Origin of the sequence: Cupriavidus sp. WS (genome assembly GCF_000395345.1) — a bacterium.
Lineage (GTDB): Bacteria > Pseudomonadota > Gammaproteobacteria > Burkholderiales > Burkholderiaceae > Cupriavidus > Cupriavidus basilensis_B.
The window spans coordinates 1-24,693 of the sequence record NZ_AQPL01000128.1; the positions used below are offsets into that span (position 1 = coordinate 1).

28 protein-coding genes are annotated in these 24,693 nt (G+C 67.8%); 23 read left to right on the forward strand and 5 right to left on the reverse strand.

From position 1 onward, the window contains the following. The 10 genes from K206_RS38065 to bfr form a co-directional block, all read left to right on the forward strand. On the forward strand, positions 1-258 hold a 258-nt coding region (locus tag K206_RS38065), incomplete at its 5' end, for a TorF family putative porin (RefSeq protein ID WP_231401597.1). Positions 259-322: 64 nt separating this feature from the next. Then, positions 323-661: a P-II family nitrogen regulator gene (locus tag K206_RS0111745; RefSeq protein ID WP_006159494.1), complete on the forward strand. Its 339-nt coding sequence runs from the start codon at positions 323-325 to the stop codon at positions 659-661. A 30-nt stretch (positions 662-691) separates the two neighbouring features. Further along, the gene (locus tag K206_RS0111750) at positions 692-2,230 is read left to right on the forward strand and encodes an ammonium transporter (RefSeq protein ID WP_020202609.1); all 1,539 of its coding nucleotides are present in this window, start codon (positions 692-694) and stop codon (positions 2,228-2,230) included. 541 nt (positions 2,231-2,771) lie between these two features. Then, positions 2,772-4,067 (forward strand): glutamate--cysteine ligase, encoded by a 1,296-nt coding sequence (gene gshA / locus K206_RS0111755; RefSeq protein ID WP_029043517.1) that lies wholly within the window; start codon positions 2,772-2,774, stop codon positions 4,065-4,067. A 77-nt stretch (positions 4,068-4,144) separates the two neighbouring features. Continuing rightward, positions 4,145-5,098, forward strand: a complete 954-nt coding sequence (gene gshB, locus K206_RS0111760) for a glutathione synthase (RefSeq protein ID WP_020202611.1) — start codon at positions 4,145-4,147, stop codon at positions 5,096-5,098. Between the two features lie 85 nt (positions 5,099-5,183). Beyond that, entirely contained in the window at positions 5,184-5,639 is a 456-nt protein-coding gene (locus K206_RS0111765; RefSeq protein ID WP_020202612.1) for a PTS sugar transporter subunit IIA, read from the forward strand. Then, on the forward strand, positions 5,608-5,877 hold the full coding sequence (locus tag K206_RS0111770; protein WP_020202613.1) for an HPr family phosphocarrier protein: 270 nt from the start codon (positions 5,608-5,610) through the stop codon (positions 5,875-5,877). Before K206_RS0111765 ends, K206_RS0111770 begins: the two co-directional genes overlap by 32 nt. Before the next feature lie 136 nt (positions 5,878-6,013). After that, positions 6,014-7,798: a phosphoenolpyruvate--protein phosphotransferase gene (ptsP, locus tag K206_RS0111775; protein WP_020202614.1), complete on the forward strand. Its 1,785-nt coding sequence runs from the start codon at positions 6,014-6,016 to the stop codon at positions 7,796-7,798. 235 nt (positions 7,799-8,033) lie between these two features. Beyond that, positions 8,034-8,330, forward strand: coding sequence for a bacterioferritin-associated ferredoxin (locus K206_RS0111780; protein ID WP_020202615.1), 297 nt, complete (start codon positions 8,034-8,036; stop codon positions 8,328-8,330). 112 nt (positions 8,331-8,442) lie between these two features. After that, positions 8,443-8,922: a bacterioferritin gene (gene bfr, locus K206_RS0111785; protein ID WP_020202616.1), complete on the forward strand. Its 480-nt coding sequence runs from the start codon at positions 8,443-8,445 to the stop codon at positions 8,920-8,922. Between the two features lie 249 nt (positions 8,923-9,171). Here the strand turns inward: bfr and K206_RS0111790 are convergent, their stop codons facing one another. From K206_RS0111790 to gpmA, 3 genes are all read right to left on the reverse strand, one after another. Then, positions 9,172-9,939 (reverse strand): molybdopterin-synthase adenylyltransferase MoeB, encoded by a 768-nt coding sequence (locus K206_RS0111790; RefSeq protein ID WP_020202617.1) that lies wholly within the window; start codon positions 9,937-9,939, stop codon positions 9,172-9,174. A gap of 70 nt (positions 9,940-10,009) precedes the next feature. Beyond that, positions 10,010-11,590 (reverse strand): S41 family peptidase, encoded by a 1,581-nt coding sequence (locus K206_RS0111795; protein ID WP_029043518.1) that lies wholly within the window; start codon positions 11,588-11,590, stop codon positions 10,010-10,012. A gap of 162 nt (positions 11,591-11,752) precedes the next feature. Beyond that, positions 11,753-12,499 carry a 2,3-diphosphoglycerate-dependent phosphoglycerate mutase gene (gpmA, locus tag K206_RS0111800; protein WP_020202619.1) on the reverse strand — a complete coding sequence of 249 codons (747 nt, stop codon included), beginning with the start codon at positions 12,497-12,499 and terminating at the stop codon, positions 11,753-11,755. A gap of 139 nt (positions 12,500-12,638) precedes the next feature. Between gpmA and K206_RS0111805 the strand changes: the two genes are divergently transcribed. The 5 genes from K206_RS0111805 to K206_RS0111825 all read left to right on the forward strand — a co-directional run bounded on the left by K206_RS0111805 (position 12,639) and on the right by K206_RS0111825 (position 16,293). Further along, positions 12,639-13,055 carry a rhodanese-like domain-containing protein gene (locus K206_RS0111805; protein ID WP_020202620.1) on the forward strand — a complete coding sequence of 139 codons (417 nt, stop codon included), beginning with the start codon at positions 12,639-12,641 and terminating at the stop codon, positions 13,053-13,055. A gap of 88 nt (positions 13,056-13,143) precedes the next feature. Then, positions 13,144-13,401 carry a glutaredoxin 3 gene (gene grxC / locus K206_RS0111810; RefSeq protein ID WP_020423754.1) on the forward strand — a complete coding sequence of 86 codons (258 nt, stop codon included), beginning with the start codon at positions 13,144-13,146 and terminating at the stop codon, positions 13,399-13,401. A gap of 163 nt (positions 13,402-13,564) precedes the next feature. Beyond that, positions 13,565-14,083, forward strand: a complete 519-nt coding sequence (gene secB / locus K206_RS0111815; RefSeq protein ID WP_020202622.1) for a protein-export chaperone SecB — start codon at positions 13,565-13,567, stop codon at positions 14,081-14,083. 116 nt (positions 14,084-14,199) lie between these two features. Beyond that, positions 14,200-15,213 (forward strand): NAD(P)H-dependent glycerol-3-phosphate dehydrogenase, encoded by a 1,014-nt coding sequence (locus K206_RS0111820; protein ID WP_020202623.1) that lies wholly within the window; start codon positions 14,200-14,202, stop codon positions 15,211-15,213. A gap of 84 nt (positions 15,214-15,297) precedes the next feature. Then, positions 15,298-16,293: a tripartite tricarboxylate transporter substrate-binding protein gene (locus tag K206_RS0111825; protein WP_020423755.1), complete on the forward strand. Its 996-nt coding sequence runs from the start codon at positions 15,298-15,300 to the stop codon at positions 16,291-16,293. A gap of 7 nt (positions 16,294-16,300) precedes the next feature. On the opposite strand, the gene trmL is transcribed toward K206_RS0111825, so the two are convergent. Further along, on the reverse strand, positions 16,301-16,771 hold the full coding sequence (trmL, locus tag K206_RS0111830; protein WP_020202625.1) for a tRNA (uridine(34)/cytosine(34)/5-carboxymethylaminomethyluridine(34)-2'-O)-methyltransferase TrmL: 471 nt from the start codon (positions 16,769-16,771) through the stop codon (positions 16,301-16,303). Between the two features lie 100 nt (positions 16,772-16,871). Next, a complete protein-coding gene (locus K206_RS0111835; RefSeq protein WP_020202626.1) occupies positions 16,872-17,789 on the reverse strand; it encodes a ComF family protein in 918 nt (305 codons plus the stop codon). Between K206_RS0111835 and K206_RS0111840 the strand changes: the two genes are divergently transcribed. From K206_RS0111840 to K206_RS0111875, 8 genes are all read left to right on the forward strand, one after another. Then, positions 17,778-18,722, forward strand: a complete 945-nt coding sequence (locus K206_RS0111840) for a methyltransferase domain-containing protein (protein ID WP_020202627.1) — start codon at positions 17,778-17,780, stop codon at positions 18,720-18,722. The genes K206_RS0111835 and K206_RS0111840 overlap by 12 nt on opposite strands. A 232-nt stretch (positions 18,723-18,954) precedes the next feature. Then, on the forward strand, positions 18,955-19,464 hold the full coding sequence (locus K206_RS0111845; protein WP_020202628.1) for a DUF2244 domain-containing protein: 510 nt from the start codon (positions 18,955-18,957) through the stop codon (positions 19,462-19,464). Between the two features lie 63 nt (positions 19,465-19,527). Then, positions 19,528-20,784, forward strand: a complete 1,257-nt coding sequence (gene coxB, locus K206_RS0111850) for a cytochrome c oxidase subunit II (RefSeq protein ID WP_029043521.1) — start codon at positions 19,528-19,530, stop codon at positions 20,782-20,784. A 23-nt stretch (positions 20,785-20,807) separates the two neighbouring features. Beyond that, positions 20,808-22,436: a cytochrome c oxidase subunit I gene (gene ctaD / locus K206_RS0111855; protein WP_020202630.1), complete on the forward strand. Its 1,629-nt coding sequence runs from the start codon at positions 20,808-20,810 to the stop codon at positions 22,434-22,436. Between the two features lie 67 nt (positions 22,437-22,503). Next, positions 22,504-22,635 carry a cytochrome oxidase small assembly protein gene (locus K206_RS44300; protein WP_020202631.1) on the forward strand — a complete coding sequence of 44 codons (132 nt, stop codon included), beginning with the start codon at positions 22,504-22,506 and terminating at the stop codon, positions 22,633-22,635. Positions 22,636-22,653: 18 nt separating this feature from the next. Beyond that, a complete protein-coding gene (locus K206_RS0111865) occupies positions 22,654-23,265 on the forward strand; it encodes a cytochrome c oxidase assembly protein (RefSeq protein ID WP_020202632.1) in 612 nt (203 codons plus the stop codon). Positions 23,266-23,365: 100 nt separating this feature from the next. Next, positions 23,366-23,581 (forward strand): DUF2970 domain-containing protein, encoded by a 216-nt coding sequence (locus K206_RS0111870; RefSeq protein ID WP_020202633.1) that lies wholly within the window; start codon positions 23,366-23,368, stop codon positions 23,579-23,581. A gap of 108 nt (positions 23,582-23,689) precedes the next feature. Continuing rightward, a complete protein-coding gene (locus K206_RS0111875) occupies positions 23,690-24,550 on the forward strand; it encodes a cytochrome c oxidase subunit 3 (RefSeq protein WP_020202634.1) in 861 nt (286 codons plus the stop codon). Positions 24,551-24,693: the final 143 nt, after the last annotated feature.

A 24,693-nucleotide genomic window follows, 5' to 3' on the forward strand; every position in this document is an offset into this window, starting at 1 on the left:
GTGGACCTGAGCGCGAACGTGCCGCTGAACTTCTGGGACCTGACGGCGAACGCGCACATCGGCTACCAGAACGTGAAGCACGTGGACAGCGCCTCGTACACGGACTGGAAGCTGGGCCTGACCAAGGACCTGGGCAAGGGTTTCGCGCTGGCGATCGCGTATATCGACACCAACGCGCACCGCTCGGTCTATACCAATACCTCCGGCCGCTATGTCGGCCGTGCCACGGCCTGGGCTTCGATCACCAAGACTTTCTAAACAAGCGTGAGGTAGGGCGGGCGGCCGGTGCATACTCGGCCGCGCTGCCCAGAGGAGAAATCGGATGAAACTCATCATCGCTGTCATCAAGCCGTTCAAGCTCGACGAGGTGCGCGAAGCGCTCTCCGACGTCGGCGTGTCCGGCATCACCGTGACCGAGGTCAAGGGCTTCGGTCGCCAGAAGGGCCATACCGAGCTGTACCGGGGCGCGGAGTACATCGTCGACTTCCTGCCCAAGGTGAAGATCGAAGTGGCGGTCCCGGACGACGTGGTGGACCGGGCCATCGAGGCGATCGAAAAATCGGCGCGCACCGGCAAGATTGGCGACGGCAAGATCTTCGTCGCCCCGATCGAGCAGGTCATCCGCATCCGCACCGGCGAGACCGGCGGCGATGCGCTGTGACGCACAGCCCAACGACAAGAGGTTAATCACATGAAATCCTGGTTCAAGCGCATCCTGACAACCGGCGCCGTGGCGCTGGCCCTGGGCACGGCCGGCCTCGGCCTGGCCACGCAAGCCGTGGCGCAGGACAAGCCTGCCGCCGAAGCGTCGGCCCCGGCCGCCGCTGCCGCGGCACCCGCGCCCGCGCCCGCAGCGGCCGCGCCTGCCGCGGCGGCCGCCGCCGCACCGGCCGCCGCGCCCGAGGCTGCCCCGGCACCTGTGCCCAACAAGGGCGACACCGCCTGGCTGCTGGTCGCGACCGCCTTCGTCATCCTGATGACGCTGCCCGGCCTGGCCCTGTTCTACGGCGGCCTGGTCCGTTCGAAGAACATGCTGTCGGTGCTGATGCAGTGCCTGGTGATCTTCTCGCTGGTGTCGCTGCTGTGGGCCATCTACGGCTACAGCTTCGCCTTCACCGAGGGCAACGCCTTCTTCGGCGGCACCGACCGGCTCTTCATGAAGGGTCTGGTCGCCGACGCCGTGACCGCGACCTTCAGCAAGGGCGTGGTGGTGCCGGAACTGGCCTTCTTCGCCTTCCAGTGCGCCTTCGCGGCGATCACCTGCGGCCTGATCATCGGCGCCTTCGCCGAGCGCGCCAAGTTCTCGGCGGTGCTGGTGTTCGTGGTGCTGTGGTTCACCTTCGCCTACATCCCGATGGCCCACATGGTCTGGTTCTGGCCGGGTCCTGACGCCTACACCGACGCGGCAGCAGGCGCGGCGGCCACGGCCAAGGGCGGCTGGCTGTTCCAGAAGGGCGCGCTCGACTACGCCGGCGGCACGGTGGTGCACATCAACGCGGCCGTGGCCGGCCTGGTGGGTGCCTTCATGTTCGGCAAGCGCATCGGCTTCGGCCGCGAGGCACTGCGTCCGCACAGCCTGACCTTCACGATGGTGGGTGCTTCGCTGCTGTGGTTCGGCTGGTTCGGCTTCAACGCCGGCTCGGGCCTGGAAGCCAACGGCGGCGCCGCGCTGGCCTTCGTCAACACGCTGCTGGCCACCTGCGCCGCGGTGCTGGCCTGGACCTTCGGCGAGTGGATCAGCAAGGGCAAGCCGTCGATGCTGGGCGGTGCCTCGGGCGCCGTGGCCGGCCTGGTGGCGATCACCCCGGCGGCCGGCTTCGTCGGCCCGATGGGCTCGATCGTGATCGGCATCGCCGCGGGCCTGCTGTGCCTGTGGGGCGTGACCGGCCTGAAGAAGCTGCTGGGCATGGACGACTCGCTGGACGTGTTCGGCGTGCACGGCGTGGGCGGCATCCTGGGTGCGCTGCTGACCGGCGTGTTCGCCGCGCCGAGCCTGGGCGGCACGGGTGTCTACGACTACGTGGCCAACAAGGTCGCCGACGACTATTCGATCGCCGGCCAGGTGTGGATCCAGTTCGAAGGCGTGCTGACCACCATCGTGTGGTCCGGCGTGGTGGCCTTCGTGGCCTACAAGCTGGTGGATATGCTGATCGGCCTGCGGGTGCCGGAAGAAGAAGAGCGCGAGGGTCTGGACATTACCTCGCACGGCGAGACCGCGTATGAGGCCTGATCGTAAAGGTGTTGTGCTGGAGAGCTGATTGGGAATCTTCTCTCAGGAGTTTCGCCCGGCCTTGTGCCGGGCTTTTTTCATTCTGGTGCCGGCATCGTGGCGGCTTTGGCGCCGAACCTGCCGGCATCGTGCGCCGCCGGCGCCCGGCGGTGCCTTACGCACACTGCCGGCATGGACTTTTCGCCAAGTGCTTAAATCCGATCTTAAAAAGCTTCAATTGTTTTAGGGGGGCGGCGCACATACAGTGCGAGTGAGGCAGTTTCCTCCACCTGCAGAACGCTCCCCGTATCTGTCAGGCCATTTGAAAGCGCGACGAACGTCGCGCTTTTTTTTGTCCCGGCGCCCCGGCGCGGCCCTCGGCCCGGGAGGCTGGCGGCTGGCGCGCGGCCCCCTTTGCGTCCCCCTTTTAATCCGGCCCGCCACCCCCATATTCTTCATCCTCTTGCCGGTGCTCGCATATGCTTATTCAGGCGGCGCCAGCAGCCAATTGGCCGTTCCTCTACAATCTGGGCGAACGATAAAGACGATCAATAGGATGTATATGGTCCCGCATCTCATCACCGCGCTGAACGGTCCGCTGCTCGAACTGGAAAAAAAGATCCTGGACGCGACGCCGTCCATCGAGCGCTGGTTCAGGCTGGAATGGCAGGAACATACGCCTCCGTTCTACTGTTCGGTGGACCTGCGCAACGCCGGTTTCAAGCTGGCCCCGGTCGATACCAACCTGTTCCCGGGCGGCTTCAACAACCTCGCGCCGGAGATGCTGCCGCTGGCGGTGCAGGCCGCGATGGCCGCGATCGAGAAGATCTGCCCGGACGCCAAGAACCTGCTGCTGATCCCCGAGCGCCACACGCGCAACATGTTCTACCTGCAGAACGTGGCGCGCCTGTCGCTGATCATGCGCCAGGCCGGGCTCAACGTGCGCCTGGGCTCGCTGTCCGAGGACATCACCGAGCCTACCCCGATCGAGCTGCCCGACGGCCAGACGCTGGTGGTCGAGCCGCTGGCGCGCCTGGGCGTGCGCGGGCGCCGGCTGGGCCTGAAGGACTTCGATCCCTGTTCGATCCTGCTCAACAACGATCTCTCGGCCGGCATCCCGCCGATCCTGGAGAACATCAACGAGCAGTACCTGCTGCCGCCGCTGCACGCGGGCTGGTCGACGCGGCGCAAGACCAGCCACTTCGCCGCCTATGACGAGGTGGCCAAGAAGTTCGCCAAGCTGATCGACATCGACCCGTGGATGGTCAACCCGTACTTCGCCAAGTGCTCGGGCATCGATTTCCACGAGCGCGTGGGCGAGGAAGCGCTGGCCGACTCGGTCGAGGCGGTGCTCAAGAAGATCGCCAAGAAGTACCGCGAGTACGGCATCAAGGAAACGCCCTACGTGGTGGTCAAGGCCGACGCGGGCACCTACGGCATGGGCATCATGACCGTGCGCGACCCGTCCGAGGTCAAGGGGCTGAACCGCAAGGAACGCAACAAGATGAGCGTCGTCAAGGAAGGCCTCGAGGTCAACGACGTCATCATCCAGGAAGGCGTGCACACCTTCGAGAAGGTCAACGAGGCGGTGGCCGAGCCGGTGGTGTACATGATCGACCGCTACGTGGTCGGCGGCTTCTACCGCGTGCACACCGGCCGCGGCAACGACGAGAACCTGAACGCGCCGGGCATGCATTTCGTGCCGCTGGCGTTCGCGCCCAACGGCATCCCGGACAGCCATGCCAAGCCGGGCGCGGCGGTGCCGAACCGTTTCTACATGTATGGCGTGGTGGCGCGGCTGGCGCTGCTGGCGGCCTCGCTGGAACTCGAGAAGACCGACCCCAATCCGATTCTGTAAGGCGGCGCCGCCCCCGGGCGGCGCCCCGACGTGCCGCGCGACGCGCGCGGCGATCCTGTCACCCGGGACGAGCCATCATGCGCATTCTGTTTATTACCGACCCGCTGGACACCTTCAAGACCTACAAGGACTCCACCTACGCCATGATGGTGGAGGCGGCCGCGCGCGGCCACGCGCTGTTCGTCTGCCTGCAGTCGCAGTTGTCGCTGTCGGCGCACCAGGTCGAGGCGGTCGCGAGCCCGCTGCAGCTGACCGGCGACGCCCATGACTGGTACCGCGCCGGCGAGCCGTCGCTGCAGCCGCTGACCGGCTTCGACGCGGTGCTGATGCGCAAGGACCCGCCGTTCGACATGGAATACGTGACCAGCACCTGGCTGCTGGAGCTGGCCGAGTCGCATGGCGCCAACGTGTTCAACAAGCCGCAGGCGGTGCGCGACTTCTCCGAGAAGCTGGCGATCGCCAAGTATCCCCAGTTCATCACGCCGACCCTGGTCACGCGCGATGCCGAGCGCATCCGCGCGTTCCACGCCGAGCACCGCGACGTCATCCTCAAGCCGCTCGACGGCATGGGCGGCATGGGCATCTTCCGCGTCGGCGCGGACGGCCTGAACCTCGGCTCCATCATCGAGACGCTGGGCGAGAACGGCGCGCGCACGCTGATGGCGCAGCGCTACATCCCCGAGATCAAGGACGGCGACAAGCGCATCCTGCTGATCGGCGGCAAGCCGGTGCCGTATGCGCTGGCGCGCATTCCCAAGGACGGCGAGGTGCGCGGCAACCTGGCCGCGGGCGGCACCGGGCGTGCGCAGGAGCTGTCGCGGCGCGACCGCGAGATCGCCGAGGCGCTGGCGCCGGGGCTGTGGCAGCGCGGCCTGCTGCTGGTGGGGCTGGACGCGATCGGCGACTACCTCACCGAAGTCAATGTGACGAGCCCGACCTGCTTCCAGGAAATCACGCAGCAGACCGGCTTCCGGGTGGCCGCCATGTTCATCGACGCGCTGGAGCAGGCGGTGCAGGCCCGCGCGGCCTGAGCGCCCCGCCGGAGGCGGGGCGTCCTGGCCGATTCGCGGGCTGGAGCGCCTGCTACAATCGCGTCAATCCAACGGATTCACCACCATGGCAGGCATCCTGATCATCGCGCACGCCCCGCTGGCTTCGGCATTGCGCGAGTGCGCCGCCCACGTCTACTGCGGCCAGCCGCAGCGGCTCGAAGCGATCGACGTCATGCCCGACGCCGAGCCGGCCGCCGTGCTGGCCGAAGCGCGGCGCCGCCTGGCGGAAATCTGCGAGGACAACGGCGCGCTGGTGCTGACCGACATCTTCGGCGCCACGCCGGCCAACATCGCCGCGCGCCTGGCCGAGCCGGGCCGCGTCAGGGTGCTCGCCGGCGTCAACCTTCCCATGCTGGTGCGCGCCATTTGCTACCGTACCGAGAAGCTCGACCAGCTCGCCCTCAAGGCGCTGGCCGGCGGCTCGCAAGGGGTGCTGCAGGTAGGCTCCACCACCGTCCAGAACCAGATCGCAAATCATCCCGACAAATATGCTGCAGAGGGACACCAACATCATCAATAAGCTCGGGCTGCATGCCCGCGCTTCCGCCAAGCTGACGCAGCTGGCGGGCAGTTTCGTGAGTCAGGTCAAGATGTCGCGCAATGGCCGGCAGGTCGACGCCAAGAGCATCATGGGCGTGATGATGCTGGCCGCCGGCATCGGCTCGACCGTGACCATCGAGACCGACGGGCCCGACGAGCAGGAGGCGATGGACGCGCTGCTGGCGCTGATCGCCAACCGCTTCGGCGAGGGAGAGTAAAGGCCCGAGCGGGACCAGGCGGCGGCAGCGTCCGCCACGGCGCGCCCGGCCGGGGCCGCCTCGCCGCGTTCCGCAACGGCTCCTGAGGCTGCTGGCCCTGGCCAGATTTCTTTAAACGTTCCTGACGGAGCGGTACATGCCATTTGCCCTGCACGGCATCCCGGTCTCGCGCGGCGTCGCCATCGGCCGCGCGCATCTGCTGGCGCCTGCCGCGCTCGATGTCTCCCATTACCTGGTCGACGAAGACCGGCTCGACGACGAGGTCGAGCGCCTGCGCTCGGCGCGCGCCGTGGTGCGCGCCGAGCTCGCCGCGCTCAAGCGGGACCTGCCGCGCGAGGCGCCCGAGGAGATGGGCGCCTTTCTCGACGTGCACGCGATGATCCTCGACGACGAGGCGCTCGCGCGCGAGCCCGAGGCGCTGATCCGCAACCGCCGCTACAACGCCGAATGGGCGCTGACCACGCGGCTCGAAGAGCTGATGCGGCAGTTCGACGAAATCGAGGACGAGTACCTGCGCGAGCGCAAGGCGGACATCCGCCAGGTGGTCGAGCGCATTCTCAAGGTGCTGGCCGGCGCGGCCATGCTGGCGCCGGCCCCGGCGCCGCCGTCCTCGCTGGCGCCGGACGGCGAGCCCGCGCCGGGCGTGATCGTGGTCGCGCACGACATCGCGCCGGCCGACATGCTGCAGTTCCGCCATACCGTGTTCCACGGCTTCGTGACCGACCTGGGCGGGCGCACCTCGCATACCGCCATCGTGGCGCGCAGCCTGGACATCCCCGCCGCGGTGGGCGTGCAGAGCGCCAGCGAGCTGATCCGCCAGGACGACTGGGTCATCATCGACGGCGACGCCGGGCTGGTGATCGTGGACCCGTCGGCGATCATCCTCGAGGAATACCGCCACCGCCAGAGCGAGCGCGCGCTGGAGAAGAAGCGCCTGCAGCGCCTGCGCCATACGCCGGCGGTGACGCTGGACGGGCTGGAGATCGACCTGCTGGCCAACATCGAGATGGCCGAGGATGCCAGCGCGGCGCTGGCCGCGGGCGCGGTCGGCGTGGGCCTGTTCCGCTCCGAGTTCCTGTTCATGAACCGGCGCGGCGAGCTGCCCGACGAGGAGGAACAGTTCCAGGCCTACCGCGGCGCCGTGGATGCCATGCACGGGCTGCCGGTCACGATCCGCACCATCGACATCGGCGCCGACAAGCCGCTCGACGGGCGCGACGGCAGGGACGGGCGCGGCGATCGCGGCGACGACTTCGAGACCGCGCTCAACCCGGCGCTGGGCCTGCGCGCGATCCGCTGGTCGCTGTCCGAGCCGACCATGTTCCTGACCCAGTTGCGCGCGCTGCTGCGCGCCTCGGCGTTCGGGCCGGTGCGGCTGCTGATCCCGATGCTCGCGCACGCGCGCGAGATCGACCAGACCCTGGAGCTGATCGCCCAGGCCAAGCGCCAGCTGGCGGCGCGCGGCCAGGCCTTCGACCCCAACCTCAAGGTCGGCGCCATGATCGAGATCCCGGCCGCGGTGCTGATGCTGCCGCTGTTCCTGCGGCGCATGGATTTCCTCTCGATCGGCACCAACGACCTGATCCAGTACACGCTGGCCATCGACCGCGCCGACAACGCCGTGGCGCACCTGTACGACCCGCTGCACCCGGCCGTGCTGCAACTGATCGCGCGCACCATCCGCGAGGCCAACCACGCCGGCGTGCCGGTGGCGGTGTGCGGCGAGATGGCGGGCGACCCGGCCATGACGCGCCTGCTGCTGGGCATGGGCCTGCGCGAGTTCTCGATGCATCCCTCGCAACTGCTGCGGGTCAAGCAGGAAGTCCTCCACGCCGACTGCCAGCGCCTCGAGCGCCTGGTGGGGCAGGTGCTCGAGGCCTACGAGCCGGACGAGCTGGCCTGCGCGCTCAAGCAGCTCTGACAACCCTGTCCACCTTGGGGTTTTTCTGCCGGATACCACGCCCGCGGGCGCGGTATCCGGCACTTCAAGACAGCGCTGTGACGCCTCCCGCATGCCGGCAACGCCGCCCGAGTGGCGCTTTCCGGGCATGTACCCTTTGTGGCTTAATGGGAATTGTTATCATTTTCGATCTCTGATATTCTGGCGTACATCGCGGGTGACATGCCGGTGTCACCCCTGCCCCAAGGAGGGATTTGTGTACGTTTGCATCTGCAACCAGGTTACCGACCGAGAAATCCATGGCGCCGTGCATCTCGGCGTGGAAACGCTCGACGAACTGGCGGAAACGCTGGGCGTGGGCACCTGCTGCGGGCGCTGCCGCGATTGCGCGCAGCAGGTGCTGTGCGAAGGCGTGGCCGCGGTGCGCAGCGTCACGGTCGCCACCATCCAGATGGTGGACATTTCGTCCTGTTCGTCCTCAGGTCCGCGTGCCATAATGGACACTCGGGACCCGGCAGTCGCGAACGACCAGCAAACCGAGCTGGTTGCCTGAACTCGCCCGCAACTTCCAGGTTGCGGGGCGTTTTCCCATTTCCAGACTGCATGCGGCGCATCTTGCGCCGCTTCGCGTTTATGCGGGGTTCCGATGCTACAGGAGCCTCCAAATGAAAGGTGACAAGAAGGTCATCCAACACCTGAACGCGCAGCTCAAGAACGAGCTGACCGCGATCAACCAGTATTTCCTGCACGCCCGCATGTACCGTCACTGGGGCCTGAAGAAGCTCGGCGAGGTGGAATACAAGGAATCCATCGGCGAGATGAAGCACGCCGACCGCCTGATCGAACGCATCCTCATGCTCGACGGCCTGCCCAACCTGCAGGACCTGAACAAGCTGCTGCTCGGCGAAGACACCCCGGAAATGCTCAAGTGCGACCTGAAGCTCGAGCAGGGCGCGCACGCCACGGTCAAGGAAGGCATCGCCTACTGCGAATCGGTGGGCGACTACGTCAGCCGCGAGATCTTGGTCGACATCCTGACCGACACCGAAGAGCACATCGAATACCTGGAAACGCAGATCGACCTGATCGACAAGGTTGGCCTGCCGAACTATCTGCAATCGCAGATGGAGCCGGGCGAGCAGTAAGCCTGGCAGTCGGCCGCAAGTTCGCAAGAACGCAGTGGCCGCATCCGCGCGGCGCCGTCCGGTGCTGCCGCCATCCGCCGCGTCCTGGCGGGAATTCCTCTCATTCGGATTCAGATTCCCATTCGAGCTCATGCGAGCCGGATCGAGCGCACTCGCGTCCATCCGGGGCGGGCCGTCCTGCGCGCGCGGGACAGCGGTTGAGGCGAGGCCCTGGCCCCCGCAAATCGTCCCTGGCCGCCAGCCGGATTGCTAGGCGCCGTGCCCGCCGTCATGCCCGCCGCAGACCTCGCAGTCCGGCGCGCGGGCGAGCCGCATGGTGGTCCACTCCATGCCGAGCGCATCGACCATCAGCAGACGCCCGGCCAGGCTGGTGCCGATGCCCGCCAGCAGCTTGAGCGCCTCGGCGGCCTGCACGGTGCCGACCATGCCCACCAGCGGCGCGAACACGCCCATGCTGGCGCAGGCGGCTTCCTGCGCGGGCTGCGACGGCGGGAACAGGCAGGCGTAGCACGGCGCGCCGGGCTGGCGCTGGTCGAACACGCTGACCTGCCCGTCGAAGCGCAGCGCGGCGCCGGACACCAGCGGCACGCGGTGCCGCACGCAGGCGCGGTTGACGGCCTGGCGCGTGGCGAAGTTGTCGCTGCAGTCGAGCACCACGCCGGCCCCGGCGACCAGCCGCGCGAGTTCCGGCTCGCCCGCGCGTGCGGCAATCAGCCGCACGTCGATGTCCGGATTGATGCGCAGCATGCCTTCGCGCGCCGACTCCACCTTGGGCCGGCCGACGTTGGCGGTGGTGTGGATCACCTGGCGCTGCAGGTTGGTGAGGTCGACCACGTCGTCGTCCACCACCGTGATGGTGCCGACCCCGGCCGAGGCGAGGTAGGGCAGCGCGGCCGCGCCCAGCCCGCCGGCGCCGATCACCAGCGCGTGGCCGGCCAGCAGCCGGCCTTGTCCTTCGATGCCGAGCTCGTCGAGCAGGATGTGCCGCGAGTAGCGCAGCAGTTGGTCGTCGTTCATGCGTCCTTGCGTCCTTCATGCCTGGCAACGAAAAAGCGGCCCCGCAGGGCCGCTTTTTCCGGTCGGGATCTCAGGGAGTCTTGCCGGTCGGGGTGCCCAGCGGGGTCCCGATCGGCGCGCTCGCCGGCGCCTTGTCCTTGGTGGCGGGCTTGGCCGGCGCGGTGTTCTTGGGCGCGGGCCTGGTGGCCGGCTTGTCGGAGGTCGCCACGGCTTCGAGCCTGGACTTGGAGCGCTTGACCGGCTGGCCTTCGAGCTGGGCGACGGCCTGCTGCAGCATGAAGTCTTCCGCCGAGCCGAACTCGATGGGCTTCTTCTTGCGTTCCTGGTCGCGCTGCTCCGGCGTCTTCTTGGCGTTTTCTTCCTCGAGCCGGCGCAGTTCCTCGACGCGGCGCTGCTCGCGCTCGTTCATCTCCGGCTCTTCCGATTCCTGCTTGTTGTGCAGGTGGCGCTCGGTGTCGATCTCGCGCGTGATCAGCGCGTCGTCGGGATCGCCCTCGGGGTTCTGGTCGACCGGGATGTCCGGGCGGATGCCCTTGGCCTGGATCGACTTGCCGGTCGGCGTGTAGTAGTACGCGATGGTCAGCTTGATGCCGGTGTCGTTGGTCAGCGGGCGCACGGTCTGCACCGAGCCCTTGCCGAAGGTGGTCTTGCCCATGATCAGCGCGCGCTTGTGGTCCTGCAGCGCGCCGGCCACGATCTCGGAAGCCGAGGCCGAGTAGGCGTTGGTCAGCACCACCATCGGGATCTTCTTGTACAGCGCCGGCAGGTCCTTGAGCGGATCGTCCTCGAGCGACGACAGGCGGTAGTTGTTGAAGGTCGCCTTGTAGACGCGCTTGGCGTCCGGCACCTGGCCGTTGGTCGAGACCACGGTCGCGTCGTCGGGCAGGAAGGCCGCGGCCACGCCCACGGCGCCTTGCAGCACGCCGCCGCCGTTGTTGCGCAGGTCGAGGATCACGCCCTTGAGGTTGGGGTTCTTCTTGGCCAGCTCGTCGAGCTTCTTGCCCAGGTCGGCCACCGTGCGTTCCTGGAAGCTGGTCAGGCGCACCCAGGCCAGGCGGTCGTTGTCGATCAGCTTGGCCTTGACCGACTGCACGCGGATCTCGGCGCGCGTGATCGAGACCGGGAAGGTGCGCTCGTCGCTCTTGCGGTAGATGGTCAGCGTGACCTTGGTGCCCGGCTCGCCGCGCATGCGCTTGACCGCCTGCTCCAGCGGCAGGCCGCGCACGGGCTTGTCGTCGATGCGGGTGATCAGGTCGCCCGGCTGGATGCCGGCGCGGAAGGCGGGGGTGTCCTCGATCGGGTTGATGACCTTGACCAGGCCTTCTTCCTGCGAGATCTCGATGCCCAGGCCGGCGAAGCGCCCGCGCGTGCCTTCCTGCAGTTCCTTGAAGTCCTTTTCGTCCAGGTAGGCCGAATGCGGGTCGAGGCTGGCGACCATGCCCTTGATGGCTTCGGTCAGCAGCTTCTTGTCGTCGACCGGCTCCACGTACTCGCGCTTGATCTGGCCGAAGATGTCCGCCATCAGGCGCAACTGCTCCAGCGGCAGCGGCCCGGACGAATTCTGCGCCGTGGCCGAGAGTTGCATGGTAGCCAGCACGCCGGCGACGAGTCCGGCAGTAACAAGACTGATGTTCTTGAGCGTCTTACGCATGAGGGCTGCCTGAACGTGTGAGGAAAATGCGGTGTCGGACCCGGCCTGGTGCGTCACACCGGCCGGTTGTGTCCGACAGTATAAGAGGGAGTGGAAAAAAAGGCCTGACCCGCTGCGAGCCAAGGCCGGGCAGCGCGCGGCGGCGCGCGCCCGGCCCTGGCCTCAGCGTGCCTTGCCCTGGCTGGCCACGGCGGCCAGCGATGCGGCGATCGCTTCCTGGTCGCCCAGGTAGTAATGGCGCAGCGGACGCAGTTCGGCGTCGAGCTCGTACACGAGCGGGGTGCCATTGGGAATGTTGATGCCAACGATGTCGTCATCCGAAACCTGGTCCAGGTACTTCACCAGCGCGCGGATGCTGTTGCCATGAGCGGCAATCACCACGCGCTTCCCGGATTTGATGTCAGGTGCAATGAATTCGTTCCATAGCGGCAGCACGCGGGCCACCGTGTCCTTCAGGCATTCCGTGAGCGGGATCTGCTCGCGCGGCACGCCGGCGTAGCGCGGGTCGTCGTATGAGGCACGCGGATCGTCCTGCGCCAGCGCGGGCGGCGGGGTGTCGTAGCTGCGGCGCCAGACCAGCACCTGCTGGTCGCCGAACTTGGCGGCGGTCTCGGCCTTGTTGAGGCCGGACAGCGCGCCGTAGTGGCGCTCGTTCAGGCGCCACTCGTTGCGCACCGGGATCCACATCTGGTCCATCTCGTCCTGCACGTGCCACAGCGTGCGGATGGCCCGCTTGAGCACGGAGGTATAGGCTATGTCGAAGGCGAAGCCGCCCTCGCGCAGCAGCTTGCCGGCCTGCTTGGCCTGCGCCACGCCGGTGTCGGTCAGGTCGACGTCGACCCAGCCGGTGAAGCGGTTTTCGAGATTCCAGGTGGATTCGCCGTGACGAATGAGAACGAGTTTGTACATGCTGCTTCCAAAGCGTGAGAAACCGGTGCGCGCCATGTCACTCGCTCCGTTCATGTGTCAAGTAGGAGACAATGCCGGCTCGCGGGCGCGAAACCGTCTATTTTATAATGCCGCCGACTCAACCCACCGGAATGCCAACGTGAATTTCTTCGCCGACTACAACAACCTTGCCCTGATCGCCATCGCCGTGGTGTCGGGCGGCCTGCTGGCCTGGCCCGTCATCTCGCGCGGCTCCCTGGGCGGCAAGTCGGTCAACCCGGCTGGCGCGACGCAGCTGATCAACAGGCGCAACGCGGTGGTGGTGGACATCCGCGAGGCCGCCGAATACGCCAAGGGCCACCTGCCGCAGGCCAAGAGCGCGCCGCTCGCCGACCTGGCCAGCCGCGCCGCCGGCCTTGCAAAGGACAAATCCGTACCCATCATCGTGGTGTGCCAGACCGGCCAGCGCTCGGGCAAGGGCCAAGCAGCGCTGAAGGAAGCCGGTTACAGTGAGGTCTATTCGCTCGAAGGCGGCCTGGCCGCATGGCAGCAAGCCGGCTTGCCGGTGGTCAAGTAAGACGCGCGCCGGGCGCGGCAGGGTGCCGGGCCGGCTGTCCCGCCGGCCGCCCCGAGCCGCGCCAGTTTCTAGTCTCAAGGAGAACCGCATGGCCCGCGTTGTGATGTACAGCACGGTAGTTTGCCCGTATTGCCAGATGGCCGAGCGCCTTCTGAAGGCCAAGGGTGTGGAGTCGATCGAGAAGATCCTGATCGACCGCGAACCCGGCAAGCGTGAAGAAATGATGACCCGCACCGGCCGCCGCACGGTGCCGCAGATCTACATCGACGAGACCCACGTGGGCGGTTTCGACGACCTCTCGGCGCTCGACCGCAAGGGCGGCCTGGTGCCGCTGCTGGCGGCCTGAGGCAAATTCCTAGCCGCGATGCGGGTGAATTCGCCACCCGCGTCATGTACCATATGCGTTTTCCAACCGGGTGCCGACCCGGGTCGCCAGCCTGGGCCTTAGCCGCCCGCGGGGCTCGTGGCCGCGGTATCTGGCGTCCAATGCCCATTCCCGGAAGCCTTTCATGAGCGACCAGCAAAACAATCAGCAGGAAGACCAGCCGTTCTTCAACATCCAGCGCGTGTACCTGAAGGACATGTCGCTCGAACAGCCGAACTCGCCCGCCATCTTCCTCGAGACCGAAGCGCCGGCCGTGGAAGTCCAGGTGAACGTGGGTGCCACCCAACTGCAGGAAGGCATCTTCGAAGTGGTCGTGACCGGCACCGTGACCACCAAGGTGCAGGACAAGGTCGCCTTCCTGGTCGAAGCGCACCAGGCCGGCATCTTCGACATCCGCAACGTGCCGGTGGAGCAGCTCGACCCGCTGCTGGGCATTGCCTGCCCGACCATCCTCTACCCGTACCTGCGCGGCAACATAGCCGACGTGATCACGCGCGCCGGCTTCCAGGCCATCCACCTGTCGGAAATCAACTTCCAGGCGCTCTACGAGCAACGCCTGCAGGCGGCCATGCAGGAAGCCGAAGCGGCCCAGGGCGGCAACAGCGGCATCGTGATGCCCGACGGCAGCCAGGCCCGCCACTGATCCTCGGATCCTGGCGCGGCATGCGGTAAAGACGGGGCCACGTGCCCCGTTTTGTGTTTTCCGGCCCGCCCGGCGGGCCACGCGGCCGGCAGGCCGTTCGAGCGAGGCAAAGCGTCATGAAAATCACTGTCTTCGGAGCCGGGGCCTGGGGCACCGCGCTGGCCAGCCATGCGGCCGCGGTCCACGACGTGGTGCTGTGGGGCCGGGAGGCCGCCGGGCTGGCGGCGATCGGCGCCAGCCATGAAAACGCCACCTACCTGCCCGGCGTGGCGCTGTCGGCGCGGCTCGCGGTGCAGGCCGACTTCGAGCGCGCCGCCGCGCACGTGGATGCCGATCCCGACGGCCTGCTGATCGTCGCCACGCCGGTCTCCGGCCTGCGCGAGATGACGCGCCGGCTGGCCGCGCGCCGCGCCGGCCTGCGCATGCTGTGGCTGTGCAAGGGCTTCGAGGCCGTCACCAATGCCTTGCCGCACCAGATGGTGCGCGAGGAGCTCGACGCCGCGGGCCGGCTCGGCGACGCCATGTTCGGCGTGCTGACCGGCCCCAGCTTCGCCCGCGAGGTGGCGCTCGGCCTGCCGTGCGCGCTGACCGTGGCCGGCACCTCGCCGCTGCTGGCCGATCTGGCGCAGCAGGGTTTCCATCACCATGCCATGCGCATCTACGGCAGCGACGACCTGGTCGGCGCCGAGGTGGGCGGCGCGGTCAAGAACGTGCTGGCGATCGCCACCGGCGCCAGCGACGGGCTCGGCCTGGGCCTGAACGCGCGCGCCGCGCTGGTCACGCGCGGCCTGGCCGAGATGACGCGGCTGGGCATGGCGCTGGGCGGGCGCGTCGAGACCTTCATGGGCCTGGCCGGCGTGGGCGACCTGATCCTGACCGCCACCGGCGACCTCTCGCGCAACCGCAAGGTCGGCCAGCAACTGGCGCAGGGCATGACGCTCGGGCAGATCCTCACCGACCTCGGCCACGTCGCCGAAGGCGTGCGCTGCGCGCAGGCGGTGGCGGCGCTGGCCGCCGCGCACGGCGTGGAGATGCCGATCACGCGCGCGGTGTGCGCGGTGCTGTTCGATGGCCTGCCGGTGGCCGACGCGGTGGCGCGCCTGCTCCAGCGCGACGCGCGCGACGAGTGAGCGCGCCGCTTTTTCCCCTTCATTTCCTTTCCCGGCGGTGATGCCCGCGCCGACGCGGATGTCCGGCCGCCCTGGTCCTGTCTCATGTCCCAAGATTGCATCGCGGCCCGCCGCCGCGTCCTGATGGCCCTTGCCGCCGCCGTGCCCGCCGCGCTGGCGTTTCCCGCGCGCGCGGCCGGCAACTGGCCCGAGCGGCCGGTGCGCCTGGTGGTGCCGTTTCCGGCCGGCTCCTCGCCGGACCTGATCGCGCGCCTGCTGGCCGAGAAGCTGTCGGCGTCGCTCGGCCAGCCGGTGGTGGTGGAGAACCGCCCCGGCGCCGGCGGCAATATCGGCACCGGCATGGTGGCGCGCGCCGCGCCCGACGGCTACACGCTGCTGCTGACCATCAACGGCCCGCTGGTCACGGCGCCGACGCTGTGGCGCCATCTCGGCTACGACCCCGTGCGCCAGCTTGCGCCGGTCTCGCTGGTGGCGACCTCGCCCAACGTGCTGGTGGTGGATGCGCGCCTGCCGGTGCACGACGTGCGCGAGTTCGTGGCGCTGGCGCGCGCGCGTCCCGGCGCGCTGAACTATGGCTCGGTCGGCAACGGCAGCGCCGCCCATCTCGCGATGGAGCAGCTCAAGGCGATGGCGAAGATCGACCTCGCCCATATTCCGTACCCGGGCTTCGCGCAGATCACCACGGCGATGGTCGGCGGCCAGGTGCAGGCCGGCTTCATGGTGCCGGCGATCGCCATGCCGCTGGTGAGCGCGGGCAAGCTGCGCGTCCTCGCCGTGACCACCAGCGGGCGCACCAGCCTGCTGCCGGCGGTGCCCACCGTGGCCGAGTCCGGTTATCCGGGCTTCGAGGCGATCTCGTGGCAGGCCGTGATGGCGCCGGCGGGCACGCCCGCGCCGGTGATCGACCGGCTCTACCGCGAGCTGGTGGCGATCATCGGCAGCGAAGACGTGCGCGCCAAGATGCGCGCGCAGTATTTCGCGCCGGCGGGCACGGCGCCGCAGTCGCTGCGCGAGACCCTGGCGAGCGAGAAGGCGCGCTGGGACAAGGTGATCCGGATCGCCGGCGTGCAGCCGGAGTAGGCGAACGCTAGGCGCCGCCGGCGAAGCCGTTCTGGCGCCAGGCCTCGAACACCACCACGGCCACCGTGTTGGAGAGATTGAGGCTGCGGTTGTCCGGCCGCATCGGCAGGCGGATGCGCTGCGCGGCGGGAAACCACTCGCGCCGCTCCGGCGCCAGGCCGCGCGTCTCGGAGCCGAACACGAACCAGTCGCCGGGCCGGAAGGCGACCTGCCCGAACGGCGTCGCGCCATGCGTGGTGAGCGCGAACATGCGGGCCGGGTCGGGCTGCTCGCTGGCCATCAGGGCGTCCCAGTTCTCGTGCACGCGCATGGTGGCGTACTCGTGGTAGTCCAGGCCGGCGCGGCGCATGCGCGCATCCTCGAGCGGGAAGCCGAGCGGCTTGACGAGGTGCAGGCGGGCGCCGGTATTGGCGCACAGGCGGATCACGTTGCCGGTGTTCGGCGGGATCTCGGGTTCGACCAGGACGACATTGAACATGTTGGGGGGGCGGGCCTCGGAGCGCCGCTTGTAAACCGCTGCGCAGCTTACCTTGCCGGGTGGCGCCTGTCACGCCGCCATCGCCACGCCCCCCTCCCCGCTACGGCGTGCGCAGCGGGACGAACAAGGTGACGCGCGCCGCGCCGTGCGCCTTCAGCACGCGCGCGGCCTCGCCGAGCGTCGCGCCGCTGGTCATCACGTCGTCCACCAGCCCGATGTGCAGGCCGGCGACCTCGGCACCCGGCGCGAGGCCGAAGGCATCCCGCAGGTTGGCCTGCCGCGCGGGCAGGTCCAGCGAGGCCTGGGCCGGCGTGTCGCGCAGGCGGGCCAGCAGCGCCGGGCGCGCGCGCACGCCCAGACGGCGCGCCAGCGGCCGGGCGATCTCCCACGACTGGTTGAAGCCGCGCGCCGCCAGCCGCCGCGGCGACAGCGGCACCGGCGCCAGCAGGTCGGGCGGGGCGGGCAGTGTCGGAGGATCGGGCAGGGCGCGCGCGGCATCGTGCATGGCCTGCCAGCGCTCGGCCAGCGCCGCCGCCAGCCAGTCCGCGAGCGGCAGCGCGCCGCCGAACTTGAGCGCCAGCACCAGCCCGTCCTGCGGGCTGGCGTAGTCGCCGAGCGTGACGGCGGCGTCGAACGCGGGCGGTTCGAGCCGGCAGTGATGGCAGCGCGGACCGTGGCGCAAGCTGTGGCGCGCATCGCGGCGCAAGGCAGGCCGCGCGCAGACGCGGCAGCGCGCCGCCGGGGCCAGCAGTTCGCGCGCGCAGCCGGCGCACACGGCGTCTTCCTGCACCTCGCCGCACAGCGCGCACGCGCACGGCAGCAGCGCGCGCCACAGCCGGCGCGCCTGGCGGCGCAGGGCGCCTTCGGCGTGGCGGGCGCCGGCAGCGGACGCGGCGCGCGCGTATACTTGCGCTCCGGCCGCCGCGCCCGCAGGCGCGCGCGCCGCATTCCGCCCGGGCGCGCGCGTCCGGCCGTGTTCCTCATTCTCCTGTTGCCTGGCTTGCCCGTGTCCCTGCATGACGCCGACTCCCCCGATGCCTATCTGCCGCCCGCGCGGCTGACCCGCCTCGCCTTCGACCGGCGCAGCGCGCGCTTCGGCCAGCTCGATTTCCTGCTGGGCGAGATCGGCCAGCGCATGCAGGAGCGCATGCAGATGATCCGGCTGTCGCCCGCGCGCGCGCTGGACATCGGCTGCGGCCACGGCCGCGGCCTGGCGGCGCTGCGCGCGCAGTACCCGGACGCGCAGATCGCCGGCCTGGACATCTCCGGCGCCATGCTGCGCGAGGCGGCCCAGCGCGATCCCCAGCGCCAGGCCGGATGGCTCGGGCGCATGCTCGGCAAGCGGCCCGTGTTCGACCTGGTGCAGGGCGATCTTGCCACATTGCCGTTTGCCCCGGCCAGCTTCGACCTGCTCTGGTCCAACCTCGCGCTGCACTGGCATCCTGAACCACATAGGGTATTTCCCGAGTGGCATCGTGTCGCACGTGACGAGGGCCTGGTGCTGTTCTCGCTGTTCGGCCCGGACACGCTGGCCGAGTTGCGCGCGGCTTTCGCCGAGGTCGATCCGGGCACCCACACGCTGCGCTTCGTCGACATGCACGACATCGGCGACATGCTGGTCAACAGCGGCTGGTCCACGCCCGTGATGGACATGGAAACGCTGACGATCACCTATGAATCGCCGCGTACCCTGCTGCGCGAAGTGCAGGCCTTCGGCGGCCTGCGGCTGCCGCCAATCCCAAGCCAGGGCTTGCGTGGCAGGCGTTGGCTCGATGCGCTGCTGGGCGCGCTCGAGCGCCGCCGCAATGCCGACGGGCTGATTCCGCTGACCTTCGAGATCGTCTACGGGCATGCGTGGAAACTGGCGCCGCGCGGCCGGCAGGACGTCGACGAAATGGGCCGCGCGGTGGTGCCGCTGGACAAGATCGGACGCGCGCGGCCGCGCCGATAGCGTGCCCCGGACGGGGTATCGCGAGGCCGCCGCGTGCACCGCGCTGAAGCACAAAACCGTGTCGCGCGCCACCCCGGCGGTCAAGGGGCGGCCTTGTTCGAGCAGGTGAAGCGCCCTATAATGCGCCAGTTTGTCGCAGTGGTTCCCCTGGCACATGTGCCCCGGAATCGCACTAAGTTAGTGCGGCCCAGGCGATCGTCCCAGGTGTGCATCCTATGCAGAGTGGTGGGCGATGCAAGACTTGGGTATCGCATTCCAGACGGCGCAAGACGAGCCCGGCAGCAGTCCCGGCGGGCCCGGTGCGCCGGACAAAGACTGGCTGATGAAGCGGAATTGCTCGCTGTCGCCACGCCAGGTCGGCTGGTTCTACCTCTCAATCGTCTGTGTCTCGCTCGCCATCGCGTTGTGCTTTGCGTGGCGGGGTTCGTGGCTCGTGCTGCCCTTCGCCGGGCTGGACCTGCTGGGTCTGGGCATCGCGCTGCTGGTCTACGCGCGGCATGCGGCCGACTACGAACGCGTGAGCCTGGCGGGCGGCCTGCTGGTGGTCGTCTCCGTCAGTGCCGGGCAGCTGACCCGGCATGAGTTCAACCCGCTCTGGGTGCGGGTCGAACAGGGTGAATCGTTAAGGGCGCTGGTGCAGTTGCGCTCGGGTAAGTGCGTTGTGCAGGTGGGGTGTTTTCTGGACCCGTACAAGCGCAGAAAGTTCGCGCAGGAGCTCGTATCTGCCTTGCGTTGCCTTTGAATGGAGACTGGCAGCGGCCGGGCAGGCTGACAGATTTGCATCTGTAAATTGGGTAGATAACAAATGAAAATGTGGAAGAAGGCATCCGCAGCGTGTCTGACGGGCGCGTCCCTGCTCGTTGGCCAGGCAGCCCTGGCAGTGGAAGACATGCCGGGCGGCCCCGCAGTGCGACAGCTCAATCTGGCCGAGCCCGTTACCAAGATCGCCGAACAGATTCACTGGCTGAACTGGATGATGCTGATCATCTGCACGGTGATCTTCGTCGGCGTGTTCGGCGTGATGTTCTATTCCGTGTTCAAGCACCGCAGGTCCAAGGGTGCGAAATCTGCCTCCTTCCACGAAAGCATCACCGTCGAGGTGATCTGGACCATCATCCCCTTCCTGATCGTCATCGGCATGGCGCTGCCCGCCACCAAGACGGTCGTGGCGATGAAGGACACCACCAATTCCGACATCACCATCAAGGCCACCGGCTACCAGTGGAAATGGGGTTATGACTACCTCAAGGGCGAAGGCGAGGGCATCTCCTTCGTCTCCACCCTGGCCACCCCGCGCGACCAGATCAACAACGAGGCGCCGAAGTCCAACACCTACCTGATGGAGGTGGACAACGAGCTGGTGGTGCCCGTCAACAAGAAGGTGCGCATCGTCACCACCGCCAACGACGTGATCCATGCGTGGATGATCCCGGCGTTCGGCGTCAAGCAGGACGCGATCCCCGGCTTCGTGCGCGACACCTGGTTCAAGGCCGAGAAGATCGGCGTGTACCGCGGCCAGTGCGCCGAGCTGTGCGGCAAGGAACACGCCTTCATGCCGATCGTGGTGCGCGTGGTGTCCGACGCCGACTACGCCAAGTGGGTCGACGGCAAGAAGAAGGAACTCGCCGCCAAGGCCGACGACCCCAACAAGACCTGGACCCTCGACGAACTCAAGGCGCGCGGCGAGAAGGTCTACGCCGCCAACTGCGCGGTCTGCCACCAGCCCACCGGCAAGGGCGGCGGCGCGTTCCCGGCGCTGGACGGCTCCAAGGTCGTCAACGGCCCCAAGGCCGGCCAGATGCACATCCTGCTCGAAGGCAAGGGCGCCATGCCCGTCTGGAAGCACCTCTCCGATACCGAGCTCGCCGCCGTCATGACCTTTACCCGCAACAACTGGGGCAACCATACCGGCGAAGTGATTCAACCGAGCGATTTCGTGAACGCCCGCGCGGGCAAGTTCCCGGAAGGCGGTGGCGCCGCGGGCGGCGACGCCGCACCCAAGGCGCAAGACAAGCCCGCCGCCAAGCAGGCCAGCGTCGCGGGCGACCGCGCGGCAGGCTGATCAGGACTAGAGGAGTTTTCGCGATGAGTACTGCTACCCCGGACGCGCTCGGCCATCCGCACGACCACGCGCACGATCATGCGCATGACCACGCGCACGATGAGCATCACGATCACCCGCATGGCTGGCGCCGCTGGCTGTTCGCCACCAACCACAAGGACATCGGCACGCTGTACCTGCTGTTCTCGTTCACCATGCTGCTGTCGGGCGGCATGCTGGCGCTGCTGATCCGCCTGGAACTGTTCGAGCCGGGCCTGCAGTTCTTCCGCCCCGAGCTGTTCAACCAGTTCACCACCATGCACGGCCTGATCATGGTGTTCGGCGCGATCATGCCGGCCTTCGTGGGCTTCGCCAACTGGATGATCCCGCTGCAGATCGGCGCCTCCGACATGGCGTTCGCGCGCATGAACAACTTCAGCTTCTGGCTGATGCCGCCGGCCGCGCTGCTGCTGGTGCTGTCGTTCTTCGCGCCGGGCGGCGCCACCGCCGCCGGCTGGACGCTGTACGCGCCGCTGTCGGTGCAGATGGGCCCGGGCATGGACATGGCCATCTTCGCCATGCACATCATGGGCGCGTCGTCGATCATGGGCTCGATCAACATCATCGTCACCGTGCTCAACATGCGCGCGCCCGGCATGACGCTGATGAAGATGCCGATGTTCTGCTGGACCTGGCTCATCACCGCCTACCTGCTGATCGCCGTGATGCCCGTGCTGGCCGGCGCCATCACGATGGTGCTGACCGACCGCCACTTCGGCACGAGCTTCTTCTCGGCCGCCGGCGGCGGCGACCCGGTGATGTACCAGCACATCTTCTGGTTCTTCGGCCACCCCGAGGTGTACATCATGATCCTGCCCGCGTTCGGGATCATCTCGCACGTGGTGCCGACCTTCGCGCGCAAGCGCCTGTTCGGCTACAGCTCGATGGTGTACGCCACCGCCTCGATCGCCATCCTGTCGTTCATCGTGTGGGCGCACCACATGTTCACGACCGGCATGCCGGTGACGGGCCAGCTGTTCTTCATGTACGCGACCATGCTGATCGCGGTGCCGACCGCCGTGAAGATCTTCAACTGGATCGCCACCATGTGGCGCGGCTCGATGACGTTCGAGACGCCGATGCTGTTCGCCATCGGCTTCATCTTCGTGTTCACCATCGGCGGCTTCACCGGCCTGATGCCGGCGGTCGCGCCGATCGACATCCAGCTGCAGGACACCTACTTCATCGTGGCCCACTTCCACTACGTGCTGGTGGCCGGCTCGCTGTTCGCGATGTTCTCGGGCTTCTACTACTGGGGCCCGAAGTGGAGCGGCTTCATGTACAACGAGACCCGCGGCCAGATCCACTTCTGGGGCTCGATGATCTTCTTCAACATCACGTTCTTCCCGATGCACTTCCTCGGCCTGGCCGGCATGCCGCGCCGCTATGCCGACTACCCGACGCAGTTCGCCGACTTCAACGCGATCGCCTCGATCGGCGCGCTGGGCTTCGGGCTGATGCAGGTGTATTTCTTCTTCTTCGTGGTGCTGCCGTCGTACCGTGGCGGCCAGAAGGCCGGGGACAAGCCCTGGGACGGCGCCGAAGGCCTGGAATGGACCGTGCCGTCGCCGGCCCCGTTCCACACCTTCGAGGTGCCGCCGCAAGTCAAGTAAGCCGTAACCAGGCGCGGCAGGGACGGGCGCGACGCCTGTCCCCGCCGCGCCACGCAGACAGGGTGCCATGCAGGGTCCAGACAACAATCCATCGCAGCCTGACCGCAAGGCCGCCAACCGCCGCCTCGGTCTGATCCTCTTCTCGATCGTGGTGGTTTTCTTTCTGGGTTTCTTCGCCAAGATGATTCTTCTGGGCTGAAGCCGCGGGGGTATTGGAATGAGCACGAACCAGCCGTCACAGGACGCCGCCGACAGGCGCTTCAACCGCAGCATGATGCTGCGGCTGCTGGTGGTGGTGGCGCTGATGTTCTCGTTCGGCTACGCGCTGGTGCCGCTGTACAAGAAGATCTGCGAGATCACCGGCCTCAACGTCGTGACCACGCGCGACCTGTACGGCGGGCAGGTCAGGAACACGCAGGTGGACAAGAGCCGCACCATCACGGTCGAGTTCGATTCCAACGCGCGCGGGCCGTTCGCGTTCCGGCCGGTGAAGAGCAGCATGGAAGTGCATCCGGGCGAGATGGCGACGATCGTCTACGAGGTGGCCAACGGCCAGCCGCGCGACATCTCGGCGCAGGCGATCCCGAGCTACCTGCCCAAGCTGGCCACGCAGTATTTCAAGAAGATCGAGTGCTTCTGCTTCAAGCAGCAGACGCTCAAGGCAAAGGAAGCGCGCGAGATGCCGGTGGTGTTCGTGATCGATCCGGACCTGCCGCAGGACGTGAGGAACATTACGCTGTCCTATACCTTCTTCGAGATCGGCGCGCCGGTGGCGCAGGTGCCGCAGGGCGGCGCCGACACGCCGGCCGGAGCGGGCAGGGGCATTTGAGATTCCGGGATTCGCGCCGTGGCCGGCGATGCCGGTCCGGGCAGTTCGAAGCGATACGACGCAACACGAAGCGACACGAAGCCGCAAGCAGGAGCAAGCCGTGGAAGAGATGAAGGACGCGGTCAAGCGCAAGATGTCTTTCGCGCAGACGCTGCGCGCGGTGTTCTGGTCGTTCATCGGCCTGCGCAAGGGCAGCGAGCACGAGCGCGACATGGCGCAGCTCAACCCGGTCCACGTGATCATCGCCGGGCTGATCGGGGTGGCCATCCTGATCGCGGTGCTGATCACCGTGGTGCGCGTGGTGGTGGCAGGGTAAGGGTACAAGTAGGGTACAAGCAGGCAAAAGCATGCCGCCGGCCGGCCGTCGGGGCCGGATGCGCGGATAACGATGACTGAATCAAGACTCTGAGCTGGAGAAAAAAGAATGAGTGCGAATCGCGCCAACGCTCCGTACTACTTCGTACCGGGCCCCTCGCGCCATCCGATCACGGCGGCCTTCGGCCTGCTGCTGACGGCCGGCGGGGCCGCGGGCTGGGTGAACGGGCGACCGTGGGGGCCGTATGTCTGCGGCCTCGGCTTGCTGTGGTTCCTGTTCGTGCTCAAGAGCTGGTTCGGCGACGCCATCAGCGAGTCGGAGACCGGCAAGTACGGCAAGAACATCGACCTGTCCTTCCGCTGGTCGATGGGCTGGTTCATCTTCTCCGAGGTGATGTTCTTCGCGGCCTTCTTCGGCGCGCTGTTCTACGCCCGCAACATCGCCATGCCGTGGCTGGGCGACCTGAACAACAAGATCCTGTGGCCCGACTTCGCCGCGGTGTGGCCCAACGCCGGCCCGGCCGGCGTGGTCGAGAGCTTCCAGACGATGGGCCCGTGGCCGATCCCGACGATCAACACGGCCCTGCTGCTGACCTCCGGCGTGACGCTGACCTGGGCGCACCACGCGCTGCTGGCCAACAAGCGCAGCCAGCTGATCCAGGGCCTGGTGCTGACCATCCTGCTGGGCGCGCTGTTCATGTGCTTCCAGGTCTACGAGTACCATCACGCCTACACCGAGCTCAACCTCAAGCTGACCTCGGGCATCTACGGCTCCACCTTCTTCCTGCTGACCGGCTTCCACGGCTTCCACGTGACGATGGGCGCGATCATGCTGACGGTGGTGCTGGTGCGCGTGCTGAAGGGGCATTTCACGCCCGACCACCACTTCGCCTTCGAAGGCGCGGCCTGGTACTGGCACTTCGTGGACGTGGTGTGGCTGTTCCTCTACGTCGTGGTGTACTGGCTGTAACACACCCGGGGCGCGGTGGCCGCCGGCCACCGCCGGGGAGGGCAGCCTCCCACGGAGCACGAAAAACAAGCGCCGCAGGGGCCTGGCCAGCCTGCGGCGCTTGTTTTTTGCGATCCCGCCGCCGCGGCGCGAGCCGCTGGCGG

What these genes read in the sequence shown, in the direction of transcription:
- K206_RS0111745 (WP_006159494.1), top strand. Translation starts at nt 323, where the DNA reads ATGAAACTCATCATCGCTGTCATCAAGCCGTTCAAGCTCGACGAGGTG.
- K206_RS0111750 (WP_020202609.1), top strand. Translation starts at nt 692, where the DNA reads ATGAAATCCTGGTTCAAGCGCATCCTGACAACCGGCGCCGTGGCGCTG.
- gshA (WP_029043517.1), top strand. Translation starts at nt 2,772, where the DNA reads ATGGTCCCGCATCTCATCACCGCGCTGAACGGTCCGCTGCTCGAACTG.
- gshB (WP_020202611.1), top strand. Translation starts at nt 4,145, where the DNA reads ATGCGCATTCTGTTTATTACCGACCCGCTGGACACCTTCAAGACCTAC.
- K206_RS0111765 (WP_020202612.1), top strand. Translation starts at nt 5,184, where the DNA reads ATGGCAGGCATCCTGATCATCGCGCACGCCCCGCTGGCTTCGGCATTG.
- K206_RS0111770 (WP_020202613.1), top strand. Translation starts at nt 5,608, where the DNA reads ATGCTGCAGAGGGACACCAACATCATCAATAAGCTCGGGCTGCATGCC.
- ptsP (WP_020202614.1), top strand. Translation starts at nt 6,014, where the DNA reads ATGCCATTTGCCCTGCACGGCATCCCGGTCTCGCGCGGCGTCGCCATC.
- bfr (WP_020202616.1), top strand. Translation starts at nt 8,443, where the DNA reads ATGAAAGGTGACAAGAAGGTCATCCAACACCTGAACGCGCAGCTCAAG.
- K206_RS0111790 (WP_020202617.1), bottom strand. Translation starts at nt 9,939, where the DNA reads ATGAACGACGACCAACTGCTGCGCTACTCGCGGCACATCCTGCTCGAC.
- K206_RS0111795 (WP_029043518.1), bottom strand. Translation starts at nt 11,590, where the DNA reads ATGCGTAAGACGCTCAAGAACATCAGTCTTGTTACTGCCGGACTCGTC.
- gpmA (WP_020202619.1), bottom strand. Translation starts at nt 12,499, where the DNA reads ATGTACAAACTCGTTCTCATTCGTCACGGCGAATCCACCTGGAATCTC.
- grxC (WP_020423754.1), top strand. Translation starts at nt 13,144, where the DNA reads ATGGCCCGCGTTGTGATGTACAGCACGGTAGTTTGCCCGTATTGCCAG.
- secB (WP_020202622.1), top strand. Translation starts at nt 13,565, where the DNA reads ATGAGCGACCAGCAAAACAATCAGCAGGAAGACCAGCCGTTCTTCAAC.
- K206_RS0111820 (WP_020202623.1), top strand. Translation starts at nt 14,200, where the DNA reads ATGAAAATCACTGTCTTCGGAGCCGGGGCCTGGGGCACCGCGCTGGCC.
- K206_RS0111825 (WP_020423755.1), top strand. Translation starts at nt 15,298, where the DNA reads ATGTCCCAAGATTGCATCGCGGCCCGCCGCCGCGTCCTGATGGCCCTT.
- trmL (WP_020202625.1), bottom strand. Translation starts at nt 16,771, where the DNA reads ATGTTCAATGTCGTCCTGGTCGAACCCGAGATCCCGCCGAACACCGGC.
- K206_RS0111835 (WP_020202626.1), bottom strand. Translation starts at nt 17,789, where the DNA reads ATGCAGGGACACGGGCAAGCCAGGCAACAGGAGAATGAGGAACACGGC.
- K206_RS0111845 (WP_020202628.1), top strand. Translation starts at nt 18,955, where the DNA reads ATGCAAGACTTGGGTATCGCATTCCAGACGGCGCAAGACGAGCCCGGC.
- coxB (WP_029043521.1), top strand. Translation starts at nt 19,528, where the DNA reads ATGAAAATGTGGAAGAAGGCATCCGCAGCGTGTCTGACGGGCGCGTCC.
- ctaD (WP_020202630.1), top strand. Translation starts at nt 20,808, where the DNA reads ATGAGTACTGCTACCCCGGACGCGCTCGGCCATCCGCACGACCACGCG.
- K206_RS44300 (WP_020202631.1), top strand. Translation starts at nt 22,504, where the DNA reads ATGCAGGGTCCAGACAACAATCCATCGCAGCCTGACCGCAAGGCCGCC.
- K206_RS0111865 (WP_020202632.1), top strand. Translation starts at nt 22,654, where the DNA reads ATGAGCACGAACCAGCCGTCACAGGACGCCGCCGACAGGCGCTTCAAC.
- K206_RS0111875 (WP_020202634.1), top strand. Translation starts at nt 23,690, where the DNA reads ATGAGTGCGAATCGCGCCAACGCTCCGTACTACTTCGTACCGGGCCCC.